General features: G+C 60.0%; 19 protein-coding genes. 16 read left to right on the forward strand and 3 right to left on the reverse strand.

The features are described 5' to 3' along the window. Nucleotides 1-99: 99 nt before the first annotated feature. Nucleotides 100-1,398: an amino-acid N-acetyltransferase gene (gene argA, locus AB1J88_RS22135; RefSeq protein ID WP_007967974.1), complete on the forward strand. Its 1,299-nt coding sequence runs from the start codon at nt 100-102 to the stop codon at nt 1,396-1,398. 124 nt (nt 1,399-1,522) lie between these two features. Here the strand turns inward: argA and tauA are convergent, their stop codons facing one another. After that, nucleotides 1,523-2,518, reverse strand: coding sequence for a taurine ABC transporter substrate-binding protein (gene tauA, locus AB1J88_RS22140; RefSeq protein ID WP_430291980.1), 996 nt, complete (start codon nt 2,516-2,518; stop codon nt 1,523-1,525). 364 nt (nt 2,519-2,882) lie between these two features. Here tauA and AB1J88_RS22145 point away from each other — a divergent pair, with 364 nt between their 5' ends. The 8 genes from AB1J88_RS22145 to AB1J88_RS22180 all read left to right on the forward strand — a co-directional run bounded on the left by AB1J88_RS22145 (nt 2,883) and on the right by AB1J88_RS22180 (nt 10,162). After that, a complete protein-coding gene (locus AB1J88_RS22145; protein ID WP_041072104.1) occupies nt 2,883-4,208 on the forward strand; it encodes an OprD family porin in 1,326 nt (441 codons plus the stop codon). Nucleotides 4,209-4,503: 295 nt separating this feature from the next. After that, a complete protein-coding gene (locus tag AB1J88_RS22150; RefSeq protein ID WP_041072107.1) occupies nt 4,504-5,142 on the forward strand; it encodes a peroxiredoxin in 639 nt (212 codons plus the stop codon). Between the two features lie 339 nt (nt 5,143-5,481). Then, on the forward strand, nt 5,482-6,075 hold the full coding sequence (gene ssuE, locus AB1J88_RS22155; RefSeq protein WP_430291981.1) for an NADPH-dependent FMN reductase: 594 nt from the start codon (nt 5,482-5,484) through the stop codon (nt 6,073-6,075). A gap of 89 nt (nt 6,076-6,164) precedes the next feature. Continuing rightward, nucleotides 6,165-7,145: a sulfonate ABC transporter substrate-binding protein gene (locus AB1J88_RS22160; RefSeq protein ID WP_430291982.1), complete on the forward strand. Its 981-nt coding sequence runs from the start codon at nt 6,165-6,167 to the stop codon at nt 7,143-7,145. A gap of 25 nt (nt 7,146-7,170) precedes the next feature. Beyond that, entirely contained in the window at nt 7,171-8,319 is a 1,149-nt protein-coding gene (gene ssuD, locus AB1J88_RS22165; protein ID WP_041072113.1) for an FMNH2-dependent alkanesulfonate monooxygenase, read from the forward strand. A gap of 8 nt (nt 8,320-8,327) precedes the next feature. Beyond that, nucleotides 8,328-9,110 (forward strand): aliphatic sulfonate ABC transporter permease SsuC, encoded by a 783-nt coding sequence (gene ssuC / locus AB1J88_RS22170; protein ID WP_027610511.1) that lies wholly within the window; start codon nt 8,328-8,330, stop codon nt 9,108-9,110. Continuing rightward, nucleotides 9,107-9,913, forward strand: coding sequence for an aliphatic sulfonates ABC transporter ATP-binding protein (gene ssuB / locus AB1J88_RS22175; RefSeq protein WP_430291983.1), 807 nt, complete (start codon nt 9,107-9,109; stop codon nt 9,911-9,913). Before ssuC ends, ssuB begins: the two co-directional genes overlap by 4 nt. Nucleotides 9,914-9,946: 33 nt before the next feature. Then, entirely contained in the window at nt 9,947-10,162 is a 216-nt protein-coding gene (locus AB1J88_RS22180; protein WP_007967989.1) for a TOBE domain-containing protein, read from the forward strand. A 135-nt stretch (nt 10,163-10,297) separates the two neighbouring features. Here the strand turns inward: AB1J88_RS22180 and AB1J88_RS22185 are convergent, their stop codons facing one another. Then, complete coding sequence (locus AB1J88_RS22185; protein ID WP_430291984.1) at nt 10,298-10,924, reverse strand: TetR/AcrR family transcriptional regulator; 627 nt, start codon at nt 10,922-10,924, stop codon at nt 10,298-10,300. A gap of 259 nt (nt 10,925-11,183) precedes the next feature. Next, on the reverse strand, nt 11,184-12,560 hold the full coding sequence (locus AB1J88_RS22190; RefSeq protein ID WP_003229254.1) for a glutamine synthetase family protein: 1,377 nt from the start codon (nt 12,558-12,560) through the stop codon (nt 11,184-11,186). 730 nt (nt 12,561-13,290) lie between these two features. Between AB1J88_RS22190 and AB1J88_RS22195 the strand changes: the two genes are divergently transcribed. The 7 genes from AB1J88_RS22195 to AB1J88_RS22225 all read left to right on the forward strand — a co-directional run bounded on the left by AB1J88_RS22195 (nt 13,291) and on the right by AB1J88_RS22225 (nt 21,650). Beyond that, entirely contained in the window at nt 13,291-14,649 is a 1,359-nt protein-coding gene (locus AB1J88_RS22195; RefSeq protein WP_007967993.1) for a glutamine synthetase family protein, read from the forward strand. Nucleotides 14,650-14,705: 56 nt separating this feature from the next. Then, nucleotides 14,706-16,070, forward strand: a complete 1,365-nt coding sequence (locus tag AB1J88_RS22200) for an aspartate aminotransferase family protein (RefSeq protein WP_041072119.1) — start codon at nt 14,706-14,708, stop codon at nt 16,068-16,070. 171 nt (nt 16,071-16,241) lie between these two features. Then, the gene (locus AB1J88_RS22205) at nt 16,242-17,351 is read left to right on the forward strand and encodes a polyamine ABC transporter substrate-binding protein (protein WP_041072121.1); all 1,110 of its coding nucleotides are present in this window, start codon (nt 16,242-16,244) and stop codon (nt 17,349-17,351) included. 187 nt (nt 17,352-17,538) lie between these two features. Continuing rightward, entirely contained in the window at nt 17,539-18,636 is a 1,098-nt protein-coding gene (locus AB1J88_RS22210; protein WP_041072123.1) for a polyamine ABC transporter substrate-binding protein, read from the forward strand. 67 nt (nt 18,637-18,703) lie between these two features. Further along, complete coding sequence (locus AB1J88_RS22215) at nt 18,704-19,846, forward strand: ABC transporter ATP-binding protein (protein ID WP_003229245.1); 1,143 nt, start codon at nt 18,704-18,706, stop codon at nt 19,844-19,846. Nucleotides 19,847-19,881: 35 nt separating this feature from the next. Further along, nucleotides 19,882-20,763, forward strand: a complete 882-nt coding sequence (locus AB1J88_RS22220; protein WP_174377002.1) for an ABC transporter permease subunit — start codon at nt 19,882-19,884, stop codon at nt 20,761-20,763. Next, on the forward strand, nt 20,760-21,650 hold the full coding sequence (locus AB1J88_RS22225) for an ABC transporter permease subunit (RefSeq protein WP_041072127.1): 891 nt from the start codon (nt 20,760-20,762) through the stop codon (nt 21,648-21,650). The genes AB1J88_RS22220 and AB1J88_RS22225 overlap by 4 nt, the downstream gene beginning before the upstream one ends. Nucleotides 21,651-21,737: the final 87 nt, after the last annotated feature.

A 21,737-nucleotide genomic window follows, 5' to 3' on the forward strand; every position in this document is an offset into this window, starting at 1 on the left:
CGCGTGTCGCCAAGCCTGTTCCGACGATAACCATCAGCCCGCTGTGCGTTTTCCGTTTCGCCCTTTTTTCCGGCTGCTATTTATTACAGGCCCAGGTTCATGCCCGAATACGTCAATTGGCTTCGTCACGCGTCCCCTTACATCAATGCCCACCGCGACTGTACGTTCGTCGTCATGCTGCCCGGCGACGGCGTGGAGCATCCGAACTTCGGCAACATCGTCCACGACCTGGTGCTGTTGCACAGCCTCGGCGTGCGTCTGGTGCTGGTCCACGGTTCGCGTCCGCAGATTGAAACCCGCCTCGCCGCTCGCGGCCTGACCCCCCACTACCACCACGGCATGCGCATCACCGATGCAGCGACCCTGGAATGCGTGATCGATGCAGTCGGTCAGTTGCGCATCGCCATTGAAGCGCGGCTGTCGATGGACATGGCCTCGTCGCCGATGCAAGGCTCGCGTCTGCGGGTGGCCAGCGGCAACCTGGTCACGGCGCGGCCGATCGGCGTGCTCGAAGGCGTCGACTATCACCACACCGGCGAAGTGCGCCGGGTCGACCGTAAAGGCATTAATCGCCTGCTCGACGAGCGCTCGATCGTGCTGCTGTCGCCGCTGGGCTACTCGCCGACCGGGGAAATCTTCAACCTCGCCTGCGAAGACGTCGCCACCCGCGCCGCCATCGACCTCGGTGCCGACAAACTGTTGCTGTTCGGCGCTGACCTCGGTCTGATCGACGAAAACGGCAAACTGGTGCGCGAACTGCGGCCACAACAGGTGCCTGCGCATCTGGCGCGTCTGGGCAACAATTATCAGGCCGAACTGCTGGATGCCGCCGCCGAGGCCTGCCGTGGCGGCGTCGCGCGCAGCCATATCGTCAGCTATGCCGAGGACGGTGCACTGCTGACCGAACTGTTCACCCGCGATGGTGGCGGTACGCTGGTCGCTCAGGAGCAATTCGAACTGGTGCGCGAGGCGGCGATTGAAGACGTCGGCGGTTTGCTTGACCTGATCAGCCCGCTGGAAGAGCAGGGGATTCTGGTGCGTCGCTCGCGCGAAGTGCTGGAGCGCGAAATCGAGCAGTTCAGTGTGGTTGAGCGTGAAGGGATGATCATTGCTTGTGCGGCGCTGTACCAGATTGCCGATTCGGACGCCGGTGAGCTGGCGTGCCTGGCGGTGAATCCGGAGTACCGCCATGGCGGTCGCGGCGATGAACTGTTGGAGCGCATCGAGACCCGTGCCCGGGCGCAAGGGTTGAAAACCCTGTTCGTCCTCACCACCCGCACCGCGCACTGGTTCCGTGAACGTGGCTTCGAGCCTAGCAGCGTCGAGCGCCTGCCGGCGGCGCGGGCGTCGCTGTACAACTATCAGCGGAACTCGAAGATCTTCGAAAAGACTCTCTGAAGATTAGCGCGGGACTTTTGTGGCGAGGGGATTCATCCCCGATGGGCCGCGTAGCGGCCCCCGCTTCACCAAAAGCAGGGGACTGCTGCGCAGTCCATCGGGGATGAATCCCCTCACCACCTATTCAATTGTTTTCGGTTACAAACTTCGCGCTGACGTACGGCGAATAATCCGGCAGCACCGTCTCGACCTTGCCCTGTTCCTTCAAAAACTTCGCCGTCTCACCTATCGCCTTGGCCGTGCCGCCATCCAGCAGTGCGGTGGTTTGCTGCGCCTTGGCATCCGAGAAGGCCGAACCGGCCAGCAGCTCCGGCACGTCGGCCGCATTGGCACCGGTCAATTTGGCGATTTTCTGCACCGGCGCCGAGTCCGCCGTCCAGCTGTCTTTATGGCTGGCGTAATCGGCAAATGCGTCTAGAGTGACCTTGGCAAACTTGGCCACCACCTCAGGATGCTTCTCGGCGTAGTCCTTGCGCGCGACCCAGACTTCGAAGGTCGGTGCGCCCCATTGGCCGACTTGTGCGGCATCGGTCAGGGTCTTGCCGGTCTTGCGGATTTCCCCCAGCGCCGGCGACCAGACAAACGCGCCATCTATATCCCCACGCTTCCATGCCGCTGCGATTTCTGCGGGCTGCAGGTTCACCACTTTGACTTTCGAGGTGTCCAGGCCCCAGTGCTTGAGTGCGCCGAGCAAGCTGTAGTGGGAGGTGGAAACGAAAGGCGTGGCGATGGTCTTGCCGACCAGGTCCTGCGGGGTATTGATCCCGCTGCCATTGCGCACCACCAGCGCCTCGGCGGCGTTGATCTGCGCTGAAACAATGAAAGCGACGATCGGCAGATTGCGAGAAGCGGCCGCTGCCAGAGGGCTGGAGCCAAGGTTGCCGATCTGTACGTCGCCCGATGCAAGGGCTGTCACAACTTCCGGGCCGCTATTGAAGCGACGCCAGTCGATTTTCTCGCCGATGGTCTTCTCGTAGACGCCGTCGGCCTGAGGGACTTTGCTCGGGTCGATACCGGTTTGATAGCCAACGGTAAGGTTGGCGGCATGGGCGGAAAAAGAAATCAGCGCTGATACACAAACTGTAACAAATTGACTAGATAGTGCGCGTTTGGCCATCATGGCGTCGCCTTTTCGATAGGGTTTGACGAATCGGGGTTGCGCCAAAGCTAATCGATATAAAAAAAGGCTAACAAATACCATTTAGGAATGAGCTTAGTCGCCGATACGCTGTTTCCCGGCGGAGGTGGCACGATACTGGCCATATTTCGAAATGATATGAAAAAGAATGAATAAATTCTTTTTGGGTTTATCAGGAAATCTTTACTCTGCACGGACCAAATCACTGCGATTAGACCTTGGTCGTAGACACACAAGGTTACGATTGACTTGTCAGTCACGGTCTGGCGCTAATCGCGCATCTTAGGATCCAGGGCATCAGACCCCGGGCCAGGAACACAAGAATTAGAAACGAGAGGAGCTTTACATGAACAAGTCCACCTTGGCCCTGGCTGTGGCCGTAGGGGTTTTGGCGCAGCAGGCAGGCGCCGCCGGTTTCATCGAAGACAGCAAGGCCACTTTGGGGCTGCGTAACTTCTACATCAACACCGACAACCGTGATGGCGCTGGTGCGAACAAGAACGAAGAGTGGGGCCAAGGCTTCGATCTGCGTTTCATCTCCGGCTACACCCAAGGCACCGTGCAGTTCGGTGTTGACGCGATCGGCCTGTACGGCGTGCGTCTGGATTCCAGCCCGGCCACCAGTGGCAACTCCGCCGGTACCGCGTCGGGCGGCACCGTGTTCCCAAGCGATGGCAACCGTGCCGTGCATGACTTCGCCAGCCTGGGCGTGACCGGCAAGGTCAAGATCTCTCAGACCGAACTGAAAGTCGGTACCCTGATGCCGAACAACCCGGTCATCAAGTACAACGACGGCCGTCTGCTGCCGCAAACTTTCCAGGGTGAAGCGATCACCTCGAACGAGTTCAAGGATCTGACCCTGACTGCCGGTCAGGTCGAGGCCGTGAAAGGTCGTAACTCCAGCAACAACGAGAACATGTCGATTGCCGGTGCGAACGCTGGTTCGAACTATGACAAAGGCGTGTTCAGCAACAAGTTCTACTACGGTGGTGCGGACTACAAGGTCACCAAAGACCTGACCGCTTCGTACTACTACGGTGAGCTGAAAGACTTCTACTCGCAGAACTTCCTGGGTCTGGTACACAACTGGGCAATCGGCCCGGGCGTACTGAAAAGCGACCTGCGTTACTACCGCAGCCGCGACAACGGTGCCAACGGCGATACCGCTGCCTACTACACCAGCGGTTACTACGGTGGCAAAACCGTCAAGGGCAAAGTCGACAACGATCTGTACAGCTACCTGGCCCTGTACTCGGTTGAAGGTCACACCTTCGGTGCCGGTTACCAGTACACCAAAGGCGACAGCGACTTCCCTTGGCTGAACCAGGGTGACGGCTCGTCGAACAGCACCATCACCGACATGCAGATCCAGAAGTTCGCCCGTGCTGGCGAGCGTACCTGGCAGGCTCGCTACGGCTACGATTTCGCCAAGATCGGCGTTCCTGGCCTGACCGCCAACGTGATCTACCTGCGTGGCAACAACATCGACACTCCGCTGGGCGAAAAAACCGAGTGGGAACGTGACCTGACCATCGGTTACGTGATTCCGGAAGGTCCGCTGAAGAACCTCGGCGTTGCCTGGAAAAACGCGATGTGGCGTACCGACCTGGCGAACACCCGTTCCCAGGACGAAAACCGCCTGATCGTCAGCTACTCGATCCCGCTGCTGTAATAGCGCGCTCAAGCGGCTGATGTAAAAAAGCCCCGTCCGGCATTGCGCCGGACGGGGCTTTTGCATTTTCGGGTCAGGCTCACCCCCGTAAGCCTGTCCCGAAATTTCCCTCTTTTGCAGCTACTCAAGGCCTTCTCGAACCTTGGGGTCGATGTTCGTCGCGATGGCGGCGAGCGTCCAGTGAACGATGTTTAATATTCCTTTAAGTGCTAGATATCTAGTTATTTATTCTTTTTCATGATGGCAAATCCCAAGCTACAGTTGAGTTCTCCAACAACTCATCAGGAGCAGCACCATGAGCCTCAGACTCGGCGACATCGCCCCCGATTTCGAACAGGATTCCAGCGCCGGCAAGATTCGTTTCCACGAGTGGCTGGGCGATAGCTGGGGTGTGCTGTTCTCCCACCCGGCCGACTTCACCCCGGTGTGCACCACCGAGCTGGGCTTCACCGCCAAGCTCAAGGATGAGTTCAGCAAGCGCGGCGTCAAAGCCATTGCGCTGTCGGTGGACCCGGTGGACTCGCACCACAAGTGGATCGAAGACATCAACGAAACCCAGAACACCATCGTCAACTTCCCGATCCTGGCCGATGCCGATCGCAAGGTGTCCGATCTCTATGATCTGATCCACCCGAACGCCAACGACACGCTGACCGTGCGTTCGCTGTTCGTCATCGATCCGAACAAGAAGATCCGCCTGACCATCACCTACCCGGCGAGCACCGGACGCAACTTCCACGAGATCCTGCGGGTGATCGATTCGCTGCAGCTTACCGACAACTACAAGGTGGCCACCCCGGCCAACTGGCAGGACGGTGAGGAGGTGGTGATCGTGCCGTCGCTCAAGGATGAGGAAGAGATCAAGCGGCGCTTCCCCAAAGGCTATCGTGCGGTGAAACCATACCTGCGCCTGACGCCGCAGCCGAATAAGTGAATCCAGTGAGATATTTCTTGTAACTACCGGCGCTTTCGTCGGAACGCCACCCGGAGCAGGCTCGCTCCCACATTTGAAATGCAGTCTCCCTGTGGGAGCGAGCCTGCTCGCGAAGGCGTCAGTCCGGGCAGTACAGAATTCAGAACCACAAAGCAGGGGATTTCAGGCCGTTTTCACGGCCTGTTTTTTTGCCCGGAACAAAGCAAACCTCATATCTCTTAAATGCATAACCAAATGAATAAATATGATTTATGGATATATAAATCAGCTGGTAAGGTCACTCCATTGAAGCGAGATCGCAACCCGCGAATCGCCTGTAACGCGCAAGGAATTGTCTGAATGCTGGTCGTCTCACTCGGTGGCAGTCCCAGCCAGCGCTCCCGTTCCGGGGTGTTGCTGGAGCGCTCGCAACGCTGGTTGCAGGAGCAGGGGGTGGAAGTGGTGAGTTATCAGGTGCGGGACTTCCCGGCCGAAGACTTGCTTCACGCCCGCTTCGACAGCCCGAAGGTGCTCGACCTGCTGGCGCAGATTGAAAACGCCGACGGTCTGCTGATCGCCACGCCGGTGTACAAGGCGTCGTTTTCCGGCGCACTGAAGACCGTGCTCGATCTGCTCCCGGAACGCGCCCTGAACCACAAGATTGTGCTGCCGATGGCCACGGGCGGCAGCATCGCCCACATGCTGGTGGTCGATTACGCCCTCAAGCCAGTGCTGTCGGCATTGAAAGCCCAGGAAATGCTCCAGGGCATTTTCGCCGAGGACAGCCAGATCGCTTACGGCGAAGGCAGCGCCCAGGCGCAACTGGCGCCAGCGCTGGAACGGCGTCTGCATGAAGCACTGGAGCAGTTTGTCAGTGCCATGGCCCGCCGGCCGAAACCGCTGGAGCCGGGGCTGTTGAATGAACGTTTGTTGAGTGCTCGCTGGAGCATTTAAGCCTTACCCGAATTTGCTCCACTCACCTTACTCAGCCGCTAACGGCCAAGCAGGTGCAGCCAAAACCCAACAGCAAAAAGGAGAGCGCTATGCGCACTGTATTTTTGCGTCGTGGTCTGGTCGCTCTGTTTGCTGCGGCTGTGTCCTTCGGCGCCATTACTCAAGCTCAGGCCGAGACTCTACGGATCGGTTATCAAAAATACGGCACGCTGGTGCTGCTCAAAGCCAAAGGCACTCTGGAAAAGCGTCTGGCCGCCCAAGGCGTGGACGTGCAATGGACTGAATTCCCCGGCGGCCCGCAACTGCTCGAAGGCCTGAACGTCGGCTCGATCGACTTCGGTGTTACCGGCGAGACCCCACCGGTATTCGCTCAGGCTGCCGGTGCTGACCTGCTCTATGTCGCCTACGAGCCGCCAGCGCCGAACAGCGAAGCGATCCTCGTACCGAAAGACTCGCCGATCAAATCGGTCGCCGATCTGAAGGGCAAGAAAGTCGCGCTGAACAAAGGCTCCAACGTGCACTACCTGCTGGTGCGCGCCCTTGAAGATGCCGGCCTCAAATACTCCGATATCCAGACCGTATTCCTGCCGCCGGCCGATGCCCGCGCCGCGTTCGAACGCGGCAGCGTCGACGCCTGGGTAATCTGGGATCCGTACCAGGCTGCTGCCGAGCAACAGCTGCAAGCGCACACCCTGCGTGACGGCAAAGGCATCGTCGACAACCATCAGTTCTACCTCGCGACCAAACCTTACGCGCAGAAAAATCCCGAGGTGATCAAGACCCTCGTCGAAGAAGTGCGCGCCGTGGGCGAGTGGTCCAAAGCCAATCCTGAAGACGTGACCCGACAGGTCGCGCCACTGCTCGGCCTGCCGGCGGATATCACCCTGACCTCGGTGAAACGCCAGGGCTACGGTGCGTTGTTTCTGACCCCGGACGTGGTCGCCGCGCAACAGAAAATCGCCGACACCTTCTACCAGCTCAAGCTGATTCCCAAGCCGTTGAGCATCAAGGATGTGATCTGGACACCACCGGCCGCTGTGGCCCAAAGCTCGGTTACCCAAGCCCAGTAAATCGAATCCCCAAGGAGACCACTCCATGAGCCTCAACATCTTCTGGTTCCTGCCTACCCACGGCGACGGCCATTACCTTGGCACCGCCGAAGGCGCCCGCGCCGTTGACCACGGTTATCTGCAACAGGTCGCGCAAGCGGCGGATCGTCTGGGTTTTGGCGGCGTGCTGATTCCCACCGGCCGTTCGTGCGAAGACTCGTGGCTGGTGGCCGCGTCGCTGATCCCGGTGACCCAGCGTCTGAAATTCCTTGTCGCCCTGCGCCCCGGGATCATTTCCCCGACGGTGGCCGCGCGGCAGGCAGCGACCCTGGATCGTCTGTCCGGCGGTCGCGCGCTGTTCAACCTGGTGACCGGTGGCGACCCGGAAGAGTTGGCCGGTGATGGTCTGTTCCTCGATCACGAAGCGCGTTATCAGGCTTCGGTGGAATTCACCCGCATCTGGCGTCGGGTGCTGGAAGGCGAAACCGTCGATTACGACGGCGAACACATCAGCGTGAAGGGCGCCAAACTGCTCTATCCGCCGATCCAGCAACCGCGCCCACCGCTGTACTTCGGTGGCTCCTCGGAAGCGGCGCAGGATCTCGCTGCCGAACAGGTCGAGATGGTCCTGACCTGGGGCGAGCCGCCAGCGGCAGTCGCCGAGAAGATCGAGCAGGTGCGCGCCAAAGCCGCCAGACTCGGACGTACTGTGCGTTTCGGCATTCGTCTGCATGTGATTGTGCGCGAAACCAACGCCGAAGCCTGGCAAGCAGCCGACCGGCTGATCTCGCATCTGGACGACGACACCATCAAGCGTGCGCAGGCGTCACTGGCGCGCTTTGATTCGGTTGGTCAGCAACGCATGGCCGCGCTGCACGGCGGCAGTCGCGACAACCTCGAAGTCAGCCCGAACCTGTGGGCCGGCGTCGGTCTGGTGCGGGGCGGTGCGGGTACGGCGCTGGTCGGCGATGGCCCGACCGTGGCCGCCCGTGTGAAGGAATACGCGGATCTGGGCATCGATACGTTCATCTTCTCCGGTTATCCACACCTCGAAGAGTCGTATCGCGTCGCTGAACTGCTGTTCCCGCACCTCGACATCGAGCGTCCGGAGCTGCCGAAAAGCGCCGGTTACGTCAGCCCGTTCGGCGAGATGGTGGCCAACGACATTCTTCCCAAAGCCGCGTCGCAGAGCTGAGGCGCGCCATGAACAAATTTATCCACAGCCTCGCGCCCTGGGCGTTGCCGGTGCTCCTGCTGGCGGTGTGGCAGTTGTCGGTGTCGGCCGGTTGGTTGTCGACGCGGATCCTGCCGGCACCGGTGGCAGTGATCGAGGCCGGTGTCAGTCTGGTGCGCAGCGGCGAGATCTGGACGCACCTGGCGATCAGCGGCTGGCGCGCGGCGCTGGGCTTCACCATCGGCGGCAGCATCGGCCTGGTGCTGGGTTTCATCACCGGCCTGTCGAAGTGGGGCGAACGCCTGCTCGACAGCTCGGTGCAGATGATTCGCAACGTGCCGCACCTGGCGCTGATTCCGCTGGTGATCCTGTGGTTCGGCATCGACGAGTCGGCAAAGATTTTCCTGGTCGCGTTGGGCACGTTGTTCCCGATCTACCTCAACACCTATCACGGCATCCGCAACGTCGATCCGGCGCTGGTGGAGATGGCGCGCAGTTATGGCTTGAGCGGTTTCAGCCTGTTCTGGCAGGTGATTTTGCCGGGCGCGCTGCCTTCGATTCTGGTCGGCGTGCGCTTTGCGCTGGGCTTCATGTGGTTGACGCTGATCGTTGCCGAAACCATTTCCGCCAGCTCCGGCATCGGCTATCTGGCGATGAATGCCCGGGAGTTTTTGCAGACCGATGTGGTGGTGCTGGCGATCCTGCTTTACGCGGTGCTCGGCAAACTCGCCGACCTCGCGGCCCGTGGACTTGAACGTGTGTGGTTGCGCTGGCACCCGGCTTATCAGGTTGCCAAGGGAGGTGCGGCATGACTGCTCAACAACCTCCACGCCTGCTGCGCGGGATTCCGCTGGTGGTGCGCAACCTGCAGAAAACCTTTGGTGCGCGACAGGTGCTGCGCGACATCGACCTGCACATTCCGGCGGGGCAATTCGTCGCCGTGGTCGGGCGCAGCGGGTGCGGCAAGAGCACCTTCCTGCGTCTGCTCGCCGGCCTCGATCAACCGACTGGCGGCGACCTGTTGGCCGGTGCCGCACCGCTGAGCGATGCGCGCGAAGACACCCGGCTGATGTTCCAGGAAGCACGGCTGCTGCCGTGGAAAAAGATCATCGACAACGTTGGCCTCGGCCTTAAAGGCAACTGGCGCCCGCAAGCGCTGGAGGCGCTGGAAGCGGTGGGTCTGGCCGATCGCGCCAACGAGTGGCCGGCCGCTTTGTCCGGCGGGCAGAAGCAGCGTGTGGCGCTGGCCCGGGCGCTGATTCACCAGCCGCGCCTGCTGTTGCTCGACGAGCCGCTGGGTGCGCTGGATGCGCTGACCCGCATCGAGATGCAGCAACTGATCGAACGCCTCTGGCAGAAGCATGGGTTCACCGTGCTGCTGGTGACCCATGACGTCAGCGAAGCGGTGGCGATTGCCGACCGGGTGATTCTGATCGAGGACGGCGAAGTCGGCCTCGACCTGCCAGTGGAGCTGCCACGTCCGCGAGTGCGCGGATCGCATCGACTGGCGGCGCTGGAGACCGAAGTGCTCAACCGTGTTCTGTCCCTGCCCGGCGAGCCGCCGGAGCCGGAACCTGTTTCACCACTGCCTACGCAATTGCGCTGGGCTCAATAACTCAAGTTACCTCCAACGACAGGAATCAAAGCCATGACTATCAAAGCCATCAACGTGCGCAACCAGTTCAAAGGCTCGATCAAGGAGATCGTTCTCGGCGACGTGCTGTCGGAAATCGACGTGCAGACCGCCTCCGGCATCGTCACTTCGGTGATCACCACCCGCTCGGTCAAGGAGCTGGAACTGGCGGTGGGCAGCGAAGTGATCGCCTTCGTGAAATCCACCGAGGTGTCGATCGCCAAGTTGTAAGCCTGTGAGTAAAAAATAACCCCGAAAGGCGTGAGCCCTTCGGGGTTTTTCTTTTTGAAGATCAAAAGATCGCAGCCTTCGGCAGCTCCTACAAGGGAATGCGCGCCTGTAGGAGCTGCCGAAGGCTGCGATCTTTTAGCGTTTAGGCAGATAAGGCGGCAGATACAACCCGAGATAGGCATCAAACACCCGCATCCCTTCCTCGGCCATGCGCGGCGTGATCTGTCCGTGCTGCTGCACCGAGCGCGCATACACGCGGTCGCCCAGTTCCATCGCCAGCGCAAACACGTCGACATCGTTCGGCAGTCGCGGCAATTCGAAGTGATGGTCGAACAACTTGTGCATCAGGTCGCCGAGTTCGATGTCGTGTTGCCGGTCGGCCTGGGTCACTTCGGTCAGGCCATGTTGGGCGAGGATCAACTGGCGGGCCGCAGCGTCTTCGTCGTAGATCTCCAGCATCCGCTCCTCGACCAGCCGTGACAGGTCACGCCAGTCGCGCAGGGCGTCGTGGTCGATCGGCGCTTGCAGGCAGGCGCGAAACGCCGCGTGCACGTCGGCGGTCAAGGCTTCGAGCAGCGCCGGGACGCTGGCGAAGAAGTGGTAGACCGAGGAGGGCGGAATCTGCGCGCGTTCGGCGACGCTGTAGATCGACAGGCTGGCCACACCCTCGGCAGCCAGCAGCGTGCGCGCGGCGTCGAGTATCGAGTCGATGCGCGCCTGGCTGCGGGCACGGGGTTTGCGGACGGGGGCGGGACGCGTCATGAAAGTCTCCTGCGGGGCAGCGGGCATTGTACGAGCCGGGTTCGATGTTGTCTGCCCGGACGCCATCGCTGGCAAGCCAGCTCCCACAAGGAATGTTTTTGTACTTGGAATCTATGCTCGACGAAGAGCATGTGGGAGCTGGCTTGCCAGCGATCCGCCGCAGGCGGCCCTTCACACCCAACACAGGGGTTTGTGTTCTGCCATAAAAAAACGCTGCGGGCTGTAATGGCCGGCAGCGTTTTTTATTCCTGCAAACCGCTTAAACGGTATGCAGATACCAGTTGTACTCAAGGTCGGAGATGGAGTGTTCGAACTCCTCCAGCTCGCTTTCCTTGCAGGCGACGAAGATATCGATGTATTTCGGATCGATGTACTTGGCCATCACCTCGCTGTCGTCCAGCTCACGCAGGGCATCGCGCAAGTTGTTCGGCAGGCTTTGTTCGTTCTGCTCGTAGCTGTTGCCTTCGACCGGAGCGCCCGGTTCGATCTTGTTCACCAGACCGTGATGCACACCGGCCAGAACCGAAGCCATCAGCAGGTACGGGTTGGCGTCGGCGCCGGCCACGCGATGTTCGATACGCACGGCATCGGCAGAGCCGGTCGGTACGCGGATCGCCACGGTGCGGTTGTCCAGGCCCCAGCACGGCGAGTTCGGTACATAGAACTGCGCGCCGAAGCGACGGTACGAGTTGACGTTCGGGCAGAGGAAAGCCATCTGCGCCGGCAGGGTCTCGAGCACACCGCCGATCGCGTGACGCAGCGCGGCGTTCTGCTCGGGATCCTCGCTTGCAAAGATGTTCTTGCCATCTTTGTCGAGCACCGAGATGTGGACATGCAGACCGTTACCCGCCTGGCCCGGGTACGGCTTGGCCATGAAGGTGGTGTCCATTTCATGGTCGTAGGCGATGTTCTTGATCAGACGCTTGAGCAGTACCGCGTAGTCGCACGCCTTGATCGGGTCGGCGACGTGGTGCAGGTTCACTTCGAACTGCGCCGGGGCACTTTCCTTGACGATGGCGTCGGCCGGGATGCCTTGCTCTTTGGCGCCTTCCAGAATGTCCTGGAGGCAGTCGACGTATTCGTCGAGGTCGTCGATCAGGTAGACCTGAGTCGAGTGCGGGCGTTTGCCGGAAATCGGCGAGCGTGGCGGCTGAGGGCGGCCGTTCACGTTTTCCTGGTCAATCAGGTAGAACTCCAGCTCGAAGGCTGCGCAGATGGTCAAGCCGAGCTCGTCAAACTTTGCAACAACTTGACGGAGCACTTCGCGCGGATCGGCGAAGAACGGGTCGCCTTCGAGTTCGTGCATGGTCATCAACAGTTGCGCGGTCGGGCGCTTCTGCCATGGCTCGTTGCACAGGGTATCGGGGATTGGATAGCAGATCCGGTCGGCGTCGCCGATGTCCAGACCCAGGCCGGTGCTTTCCACCGTAGAACCATTGATATCCAGAGCAAATAGAGAGGCCGGCAGGTTGATGCCTTTCTCGTAAACCTTGTGGAGGCTGGTGCGTTCGATGCGCTTGCCGCGCACCACACCATTCATATCCGCAATCAGAAGGTCAACGTACAGAACCTCAGGATGTTCCTTAAGGAACGCGTTCGCTTCGTTAAGCTGAACGGCACGCGGGGGTACCGACATGATGCAACACCTTTGTTGTTAAAAATATCAATCATTGATCTTTTCTGGTTTCAGTCAACCCGAACGGCATGCCGAAGTCAAGCGAGGCCTTTTTTGCCCTAAAAAAGCGCTGCAAGGGCATTTATGGGGCACTTTGGGGCAGTTTTTTGTCCTTGGGACGCTTGGCACCCGCGGGCTTGAGCAGGCCGTGTTGTATTTTTTACGGGGGTGTTGTGTAAAAAAATGAACAAGGCTAAGCTCCGATCAAACCCATAACAGCAATAATACCGGGGTGCTTCATGTCTCGCCTGCCGTTAATCGGCATCACCGACTGCTCGCAACAGTCCGGTCTGCATGCTCAACACATCAGTGGCGACAAATCCGTCCGGAGTGCAGCCCGCAAGGCTCGCGGGCTGTCGACGATGTCCTCGTCCGCATCAGGCCAAACGGCAGCGTCCGTTATTCTGGACGTACGGCAAAGCATTCTGTTTATGGCGCCTTCCTTCAATATAGATCCCTTTGAGTCCCAAAGCCTGTGCCGCTTCCCCAGCCGTGCTCATGATTCTGCACGCCTTGAATGTGCACAGGAAATGCAACGCCAGCGTAAAGGGCAGGTAAGCTCCTCTTTCATTGTCGATGCGCGGTGCCAGGCGTAAGCCGGCACTGCGCGCAAGCAAACCCCCTTTAACGCGACGCCACGGCGTCAAACTTTGCCTGACACGATGTCAGGAGACTCAGCCCAGAGGCATTTATGAGTAACAACCTCGACCAGCTCACCGATTGGTTGAAAGACCACAAGATCACAGAAGTCGAATGCATGATCGGCGACTTGACCGGTATCACCCGGGGCAAGATCTCGCCGACCAACAAGTTCATCGCCGAAAAGGGCATGCGCCTGCCGGAAAGCGTGCTGTTGCAGACCGTGACCGGCGACTACGTCGAAGACGACATCTATTACGAACTGCTCGACCCGGCCGACATCGACATGATCTGCCGCCCCGATCAGAACGCCGTATACCTGGTGCCGTGGGCCATAGAGCCGACCGCTCAGGTGATCCACGACACCTACGACAAGCAAGGCAACCCGATCGAGCTGTCGCCGCGCAACGTGCTCAAGAAAGTCCTGAAACTCTACGCCGACAAGGGCTGGCAGCCGATCGTGGCGCCGGAGATGGAGTTCTACCTGACCAAGCGCAGTGACGACCCCGACTATCCGCTGCAGCCGCCGATCGGCCGCTCGGGCCGTCCGGAAATCGGGCGTCAGTCGTTCTCCATCGAAGCGGCGAACGAGTTCGACCCGCTGTTCGAGGACGTCTACGACTGGTGCGAACTGCAGGAGCTGGACCTCGACACGCTGATCCACGAAGACGGCACGGCACAGATGGAAATCAACTTCCGTCACGGCGATGCACTGTCGCTGGCCGACCAGATCCTGGTGTTCAAGCGCACCATGCGCGAAGCCGCGCTCAAGCACGACGTGGCCGCCACCTTCATGGCCAAGCCGATGACCGGCGAGCCGGGCAGTGCGATGCACTTGCACCAGAGCATCATCGACATCGAGACCGGCAAGAACGTGTTCTCCAATGAAGACGGGACCATGAGCCAGCTGTTCCTGCACCACATCGGTGGCCTGCAGAAACTGATCCCGGAATTGCTCCCGCTGTTCGCGCCGAACGTCAACTCGTTCCGCCGCTTCCTGCCGGACACTTCGGCGCCGGTGAACGTGGAGTGGGGCGAAGAGAACCGCACCGTGGGCCTGCGCGTCCCGGATGCCGGCCCGCAGAACCGCCGCGTGGAAAACCGCCTGCCGGGCGCCGACGCCAACCCGTACCTGGCGATTGCCGCGAGCCTGCTCTGCGGTTACATCGGTATGGTCGAAGGCCTCAATCCAAGCGCGCCGGTGGTCGGTCGCGGCTATGAACGCCGCAACCTGCGCCTGCCGCTGACCATCGAAGACGCGCTGGAGCGTATGGAAAACAGCGCAACCATCGAGAAATACCTGGGCAAGACCTTCATCACCGGCTACGTCGCGGTCAAGCGGGCCGAGCATGAAAACTTCAAGCGCGTGATCAGTTCCTGGGAGCGTGAGTACCTGCTCTTCGCCGTCTGATACGCCGGGCGCGGCTGGCAGCAGCCGCGCCTTCACCGATAACAAGGAGAATTGGCATGACCAGCAACAACCCGCAAACCCGTGAGTGGCAAGCCCTGAGCAGCGATCACCACCTGGCCCCGTTCAGCGACTTCAAGCAACTGAAAGAGAAGGGCCCACGGATCATCACCAACGCCAAGGGCGTGTACCTGTGGGACAGCGAGGGCAACAAGATCCTCGATGGCATGGCGGGTCTGTGGTGCGTGGCGATCGGTTATGGCCGCGATGAGCTGGCTGACGCAGCCGCGAAGCAGATGCGCGAACTGCCTTACTACAACCTGTTCTTCCAGACCGCGCACCCGCCGGCGCTGGAACTGGCCAAGGCCATCGCCGACGTGGCGCCTGAAGGCATGAACCATGTGTTCTTCACCGGCTCCGGCTCCGAAGGCAACGACACCATGCTGCGCATGGTTCGCCACTACTGGGCGATCAAGGGCCAGCCGAACAAGAAAGTCATCATCAGCCGCAAGAACGGTTACCACGGTTCCACCGTGGCCGGCGCGAGCCTGGGCGGCATGACTTATATGCACGAACAGGGCGACTTGCCGATTCCGGGCATCGTCCACATCGCCCAACCGTACTGGTTCGCCGAGGGCGGCGACAGGTCGCCGGAAGAGTTCGGCATCTGGGCCGCCAATCAGCTGGAAGAGAAGATTCTTGAAGTCGGCGTGGACAACGTCGGTGCGTTCATTGCCGAGCCGATCCAGGGCGCCGGCGGCGTGATCATTCCGCCTGATACCTACTGGCCGCGCATCAAGGAAATCCTCGCCAAGTACGACATTCTGTTCGTCGCTGATGAGGTGATCTGCGGTTTCGGCCGTACCGGCGAGTGGTTCGGTTCGGATTTCTACGACCTGAAACCGGACATGATGACCATCGCCAAAGGCCTGACCTCCGGTTACATCCCGATGGGTGGCCTGATCGTCCGTGACGATGTGGTGAAGGTGCTCAACGAAGGTGGCGACTTCAACCACGGCTTCACCTACTCCGGGCACCCGGTGGCGGCAGCGGTGGGTCTGGAAAACATCCGGATTCTGCGCGACGAGAAAATTATCGAGAACGCGCACAACGAAACGGCACCGTATTTGCAGAAACGTCTGCGCGAACTCAACGACCACCCGTTGGTGGGCGAAGTGCGCGGCGTCGGTTTGCTGGGGGCGATCGAGCTGGTGCAGGACAAGGCCACTCGCAAGCGTTACGAAGGCCGGGGCGTGGGCATGATCTGCCGGCAGTTCTGCTTCGATAACGGCCTGATCATGCGCGCCGTGGGCGACACCATGATCATTGCGCCGCCGCTGGTGATCAGCAAGGCGGAGATCGATGAGCTGGTGACCAAGGCACGCAAGTGCCTGGACCTGACCCTCAGTGCGTTGCAAGCCTAAGTGCTAGGCTTCGAGCGGGGGAGCTGCGGCGCTCTCGCTCGAAGGTGTCAGAAAGGTGGGCCTTTTCTTGAAAGACCGCCTCCGATCTTGCCAGACTAGCCGCAGTTCCAGTTGTCGGGGTTCGGCCGCTGAACAAAGTGGTTCAAAAAAGAAAAATTTGGAGCATGACGCATGAAGGCATTAGGTAAAAAGCTTGCTGGCAAGACTCTTCTCGCGCTGTCCGTCGCGGGCATGATGGCGGGTGCGGTTCACGCGGACGACAAGGTACTGCACGTTTACAACTGGTCCGACTACATCGCTCCGGACACCATTGCCAACTTCGAGAAAGAGTCCGGGATCAAAGTCGTTTACGACGTATTCGACAGTAACGAAACCCTGGAAGCCAAACTGCTGGCGGGCAAATCCGGTTACGACGTCGTTGTGCCGTCGAACAACTTCCTGGCCAAGCAGATCAAGGCCGGTGTTTATCAGGAGCTGGACCAGTCCAAGCTGCCTAACTGGAAAAACCTGAACCAGGACCTGCTCAAGGCCGTGTCGGTCAGCGATCCGGGCAACAAGCACGCCTTCCCGTACATGTGGGGTTCGATCGGTATCGGTTACAACCCGGAGAAGGTCAAGGCCGCGCTGGGCGTCGACACCATCGACTCGTGGGACGTGCTGCTCAAGCCGGAAAACATCGCCAAGCTCAAGGGCTGCGGTGTGAGCTTCCTCGATTCGCCGACCGAAATGCTCCCGGTCGCACTGCACTACCTGGGCCTGCCTACCGACACCCAGAAGAAAGAAGACATCAAGAAAGCCGAGGACCTGTTCCTCAAGATTCGTCCTTCGATCACCTACTTCCACTCCTCCAAGTACATCTCGGACCTGGCCAACGGCAACATCTGCGTAGCGGTCGGTTACTCGGGTGACGTGCAGCAGGCCAAGTCCCGTGCCGCCGAGGCCGGTGACAAGGTGAAAGTCAGCTATGCCATTCCGAAAGAAGGCGCTGGCAGCTTCTTCGACATGGTCGCCATCCCTAAAGATGCCGAAAACGTCGAAGGCGCCTACAAGTTCATGACCTTCCTGCAGAAGCCTGAAGTCATGGCCGGCATCACCAACGCTGTACGCTTCCCGAACGGTAACGCTGCTGCGACCGCTCTGGTGGCAAAAGACATCACCAGCGATCCAGGCATTTACCCGCCAGCCGACGTGCAGGCCAAGCTGTATGCGATCGCCGACTTGCCGGCCGCTACCCAGCGCGAAATGACCCGCAGCTGGACCAAGATCAAATCCGGTAAATAAGCCGGTTTGAAGCAGCAACCGCTGGCTGTCGTCGCCATGACGGCGGTCAGCGGATCAATTAAATGACAGAAAGTTTTGCTGGATCGGTTTTTCGAAGGTAAGTTGCGCGCCGGTTTTGTTGCCGGGCAACCGTGACTGTCAGGCAGCACGGGGCAACTTGGGCCCAACTAAATTAGAGGACCTCCACTTGCCTATTTTTTCTTCTTTGCGCAAAGCCCTGCTGGCCACTGCCGGCCTGACGATCGCTGTCGGAGCCCAGGCCGCCGGTACGGTGCATATTTATAACTGGTCGGATTACATCGGCGAGACCACCCTGGCCGACTTCCAGAAAGAAACCGGGATCAAACCGGTGTACGACGTGTTCGATTCCAACGAGACCCTGGAAGGCAAGCTGCTGGCCGGGCGTACCGGTTACGACGTGGTCGTGCCGTCGAACCACTTCCTTGGCAAGCAGATCAAGGCAGGCGCGTTCCAGAAGCTCGACAAGTCGCAGCTGCCGAACTATGCGAATCTCGATCCGGTGCTGCTCAAGCGCCTGGAGCAGAACGATCCGGGCAACCAGTACGCGGTGCCGTACCTGTGGGGCACCAACGGCATCGGCTACAACGTCGACAAGGTCAAGGCCGTGCTCGGTATCGACAAGATCGACTCCTGGAGCGTGCTGTTCGAACCGGAGAACATCAAGAAGCTGCACAGCTGTGGCGTCGCGTTCCTCGACTCGGCCGATGAAATGATGCCGACCGTGCTCAACTACATGGGCCTGAACGCCAACAGCACCAATCCGAAGGATTACGCCAAGGCCACCGACAAACTGCTGGCCGTGCGTCCTTACGTCACCTACTTCCACTCCTCGAAATACATCGGTGATCTGGCCAACGGCGACATCTGCGTGGCCATTGGTTTCTCCGGTGACATCTTCCAGGCCAAACACCGTGCCGAGGAAGCCAAGAAGGGTGTGAACATCGCCTACTCGATTCCGAAAGAGGGCGGCGCGCTGTGGTTCGACATGCTGGCGATTCCGAAGGACTCGTCCAACGTCAAAGAGGCCCACGCCTTCATCAACTATTTGCTGAAACCTGAGGTGATCGCCCAGGTCAGTGATTACGTCGGTTACGCCAACCCCAACCCGGGGTCGGACAAGCTGATGGAGCAGTCCATCCGCACCGATGAAGCGGTTTATCCACCGCAAGCAGTCCTCGACAAGACTTACGTGTCGGTCGAGTTGCCACCCAATATTCAGCGTTTGATGACCCGTAGCTGGACCAAGGTCAAGTCGGGCAAGTAAGGCACAAACTATCCTGGGTTCGTCCGCATGGGGCGAACTGCACTGTTTTTTTCTGGGAGTTTCGTAAATGGCAGTTGCCTCCGGCGCCTATAAGAAAGCCCTCGAGGGCGACCAGACACCTAAGCAGGTGTTGGTCAAAATCGACCGGGTCACGAAGAAGTTCGACGAGACGATTGCCGTGGACGATGTGTCCTTGGAAATCAAGAAGGGCGAAATTTTCGCCCTGCTCGGCGGTTCGGGATCGGGCAAATCCACACTGCTGCGGATGCTGGCAGGGTTCGAACGGCCCACGGAGGGGCGCATTTTCCTCGACGGCGTCGACATCACCGACATGCCGCCGTACGAGCGACCGATCAACATGATGTTCCAGTCGTACGCGTTGTTCCCGCACATGACCGTGGCGCAGAACATCGCCTTCGGCCTCAAGCAGGACAAGATCCCCAACGCCGAGATCGATGCGCGCGTGGCCGAGATGCTCAAACTGGTGCAGATGAGCCAGTACGCCAAGCGCAAGCCGCATCAACTGTCCGGCGGTCAGCGGCAGCGTGTGGCCCTGGCGCGTTCGCTGGCCAAGCGGCCGAAACTGCTGCTGCTCGACGAACCCATGGGCGCACTGGACAAGAAACTGCGTTCGCAGATGCAGCTGGAGCTGGTGGAAATCATCGAGCGTGTGGGCGTGACCTGCGTGATGGTGACCCACGACCAGGAAGAGGCCATGACCATGGCCGAGCGCATCGCGATCATGCACCTGGGCTGGATCGCCCAGATCGGCAGCCCGATCGACATCTACGAAACCCCGACCAGCCGTCTGGTCTGCGAATTCATCGGCAACGTGAACATCTTCGAAGGCGAAGTGATCGACGACGCTGAAGGCCACGCGACCATCACCTGCAAGGACCTCGACCGGCAGATCTATGTCGGCCACGGCATCAGCACTTCGGTGCAGGACAAATCCGTGACCTACGCGATTCGTCCGGAGAAGCTGCTGGTCACCGCCGAGATGCCGACCTGCGAATACAACTGGTCGAGCGGCAAGGTGCATGACATCGCCTACCTCGGTGGGCACTCGGTGTTCTACGTCGAATTGCCGAGCGGCAAGCTGGTGCAGTCGTTCGTTGCCAACGCCGAGCGTCGCGGCCAGCGTCCGACCTGGGGTGATCAGGTTTACGTGTGGTGGGAAGACGATAGCGGCGTGGTACTTCGCTCATGAACATGCGCAAATTCAAACGCCGGCTCAATCGAATAATTCCCGGTGGCCGCCAGTTGGTCATCGGGGTTCCCTTCATCTGGCTGTTCCTGTTCTTCATGCTGCCGTTCTTCATCGTCCTGAAGATCAGCTTTGCCGAAGCCGATGTGGCCATTCCGCCGTACACCGAGATCTACACCTTCGCCGAGCAGAAGCTGCAACTGCTGCTGAACCTTGGCAACTACGCAATGCTCGGCGACGACGAGTTGTACATCGCCGCGTACCTTGGCTCGCTGAAGATGGCGTTCTTCAGCACGCTGTTGTGCCTGCTGATCGGCTACCCGATGGCCTACGCCATCGCCAGCGCCCGTAAAGAGCTGCAGACGGTGCTGGTGCTGCTGATCATGATGCCGACCTGGACCGCGATCCTGATCCGTGTGTATGCGTGGATGGGCATTCTCAGCAACAACGGCCTGCTCAACGGCTTCCTGATGAGCATGGGCTGGATCGACGAGCCGCTGCAGATCCTCAACACCAACCTCGCGGTGTACATCGGTGTTGTCTACTCGTACCTGCCGTTCATGATCCTGCCGCTGTACGCCAACCTGGTGAAGCACGATCACAGCTTGCTGGAGGCTGCTGCCGACCTCGGTTCGAGCACCTTCAACAGCTTCTGGAAAATCACCATTCCACTGTCCAAGAACGGGATCATTGCCGGCTGCATGCTGGTGTTCATCCCGGTGGTCGGCGAGTTCGTGATCCCGGAACTGCTTGGCGGTCCGGAAACCCTGATGATCGGTAAAGTGCTCTGGCAAGAGTTCTTCAACAACCGTGACTGGCCGGTGGCGTCCGCCCTGGCGGTGGTGATGCTGGCGATCCTGATTGTGCCGATCATCCTGTTCAACCGCAGTCAGGCCAAGGAAATGGAGGGTAAAGAATGAAGCGCTTCCGTTTCTCCAGCCTGATGCTGGTTCTGGGTCTGTTGTTCATCTACCTGCCGATGCTGATCCTGGTGATCTACTCGTTCAACGCCTCGAAACTGGTGACGGTATGGGGCGGCTGGTCGATCAAGTGGTACGTCGGCCTGCTCGACAACACGCAACTGATGGGCTCGGTAGTGCGCTCCCTGGAAATCGCCTGCTACACCGCGGTTGCCGCTGTGGCGCTGGGCACCCTCGCCGCGTTCGTCCTGACCCGCATCACCCACTTCAAGGGCCGCACGCTGTTCGGTGGCCTGGTGACGGCGCCTTTGGTGATGCCCGAAGTGATCACCGGTCTATCGCTGTTGCTGCTGTTCGTGGCCATGGCGCAGATGATCGGCTGGCCGCAGGAACGTGGCATCGTCACCATCTGGATCGCCCACACGACGTTCTGTGCGGCGTATGTGGCGGTGGTGGTGTCGGCGCGTCTGCGTGAGCTGGACCTGTCGATCGAAGAGGCAGCAATGGATCTGGGTGCGCGGCCGTGGAAGGTGTTTTTCCTGATCACCATCCCGATGATCGCGCCTTCGTTGGCAGCGGGCGGCATGATGTCGTTCGCGCTGTCGCTGGACGATCTGGTACTGGCGAGCTTCGTCTCCGGCCCGGGTTCGACGACCCTGCCGATGGAAGTGTTCTCGGCGGTGCGTCTGGGCGTGAAGCCGGAGATCAATGCCGTGGCCAGCCTGATTCTGCTGGCGGTATCGCTGGTGACCTTCCTGGTGTGGTTCTTCAGCCGCCGCGCCGAAGAAGCGCGCAAGAAAGCCATCCAGCAAGCCATCGAAGAAGGCGCCGCCGATTCGTGGAAACAACCGGACGTGCGCCGCGCGCCTGCACCGGAAGCGGCCTGACGGGCAAAAAGATCGCAGCCTGCGGCAGCTCCTACAGTGGATGCAATCTCTGTAGGAGCTGCCGCAGGCTGCGATCTTTTGCTTTTG

The sequence above is a fragment of the Pseudomonas sp. S8 genome (assembly GCF_050473925.1).
Classification (GTDB): Bacteria; Pseudomonadota; Gammaproteobacteria; order Pseudomonadales; family Pseudomonadaceae; genus Aquipseudomonas; species Aquipseudomonas parakoreensis.

Excerpts from the sequence above, each read along its gene's own strand:
- argA (WP_007967974.1), top strand. The coding sequence starts at position 100 with ATGCCCGAATACGTCAATTGGCTTCGTCACGCGTCCCCTTACATCAAT.
- tauA (WP_430291980.1), bottom strand. The coding sequence starts at position 2,518 with ATGATGGCCAAACGCGCACTATCTAGTCAATTTGTTACAGTTTGTGTA.
- AB1J88_RS22145 (WP_041072104.1), top strand. The coding sequence starts at position 2,883 with ATGAACAAGTCCACCTTGGCCCTGGCTGTGGCCGTAGGGGTTTTGGCG.
- AB1J88_RS22150 (WP_041072107.1), top strand. The coding sequence starts at position 4,504 with ATGAGCCTCAGACTCGGCGACATCGCCCCCGATTTCGAACAGGATTCC.
- ssuE (WP_430291981.1), top strand. The coding sequence starts at position 5,482 with ATGCTGGTCGTCTCACTCGGTGGCAGTCCCAGCCAGCGCTCCCGTTCC.
- AB1J88_RS22160 (WP_430291982.1), top strand. The coding sequence starts at position 6,165 with ATGCGCACTGTATTTTTGCGTCGTGGTCTGGTCGCTCTGTTTGCTGCG.
- ssuD (WP_041072113.1), top strand. The coding sequence starts at position 7,171 with ATGAGCCTCAACATCTTCTGGTTCCTGCCTACCCACGGCGACGGCCAT.
- ssuC (WP_027610511.1), top strand. The coding sequence starts at position 8,328 with ATGAACAAATTTATCCACAGCCTCGCGCCCTGGGCGTTGCCGGTGCTC.
- ssuB (WP_430291983.1), top strand. The coding sequence starts at position 9,107 with ATGACTGCTCAACAACCTCCACGCCTGCTGCGCGGGATTCCGCTGGTG.
- AB1J88_RS22180 (WP_007967989.1), top strand. The coding sequence starts at position 9,947 with ATGACTATCAAAGCCATCAACGTGCGCAACCAGTTCAAAGGCTCGATC.
- AB1J88_RS22185 (WP_430291984.1), bottom strand. The coding sequence starts at position 10,924 with ATGACGCGTCCCGCCCCCGTCCGCAAACCCCGTGCCCGCAGCCAGGCG.
- AB1J88_RS22190 (WP_003229254.1), bottom strand. The coding sequence starts at position 12,560 with ATGTCGGTACCCCCGCGTGCCGTTCAGCTTAACGAAGCGAACGCGTTC.
- AB1J88_RS22195 (WP_007967993.1), top strand. The coding sequence starts at position 13,291 with ATGAGTAACAACCTCGACCAGCTCACCGATTGGTTGAAAGACCACAAG.
- AB1J88_RS22200 (WP_041072119.1), top strand. The coding sequence starts at position 14,706 with ATGACCAGCAACAACCCGCAAACCCGTGAGTGGCAAGCCCTGAGCAGC.
- AB1J88_RS22205 (WP_041072121.1), top strand. The coding sequence starts at position 16,242 with ATGAAGGCATTAGGTAAAAAGCTTGCTGGCAAGACTCTTCTCGCGCTG.
- AB1J88_RS22215 (WP_003229245.1), top strand. The coding sequence starts at position 18,704 with ATGGCAGTTGCCTCCGGCGCCTATAAGAAAGCCCTCGAGGGCGACCAG.
- AB1J88_RS22225 (WP_041072127.1), top strand. The coding sequence starts at position 20,760 with ATGAAGCGCTTCCGTTTCTCCAGCCTGATGCTGGTTCTGGGTCTGTTG.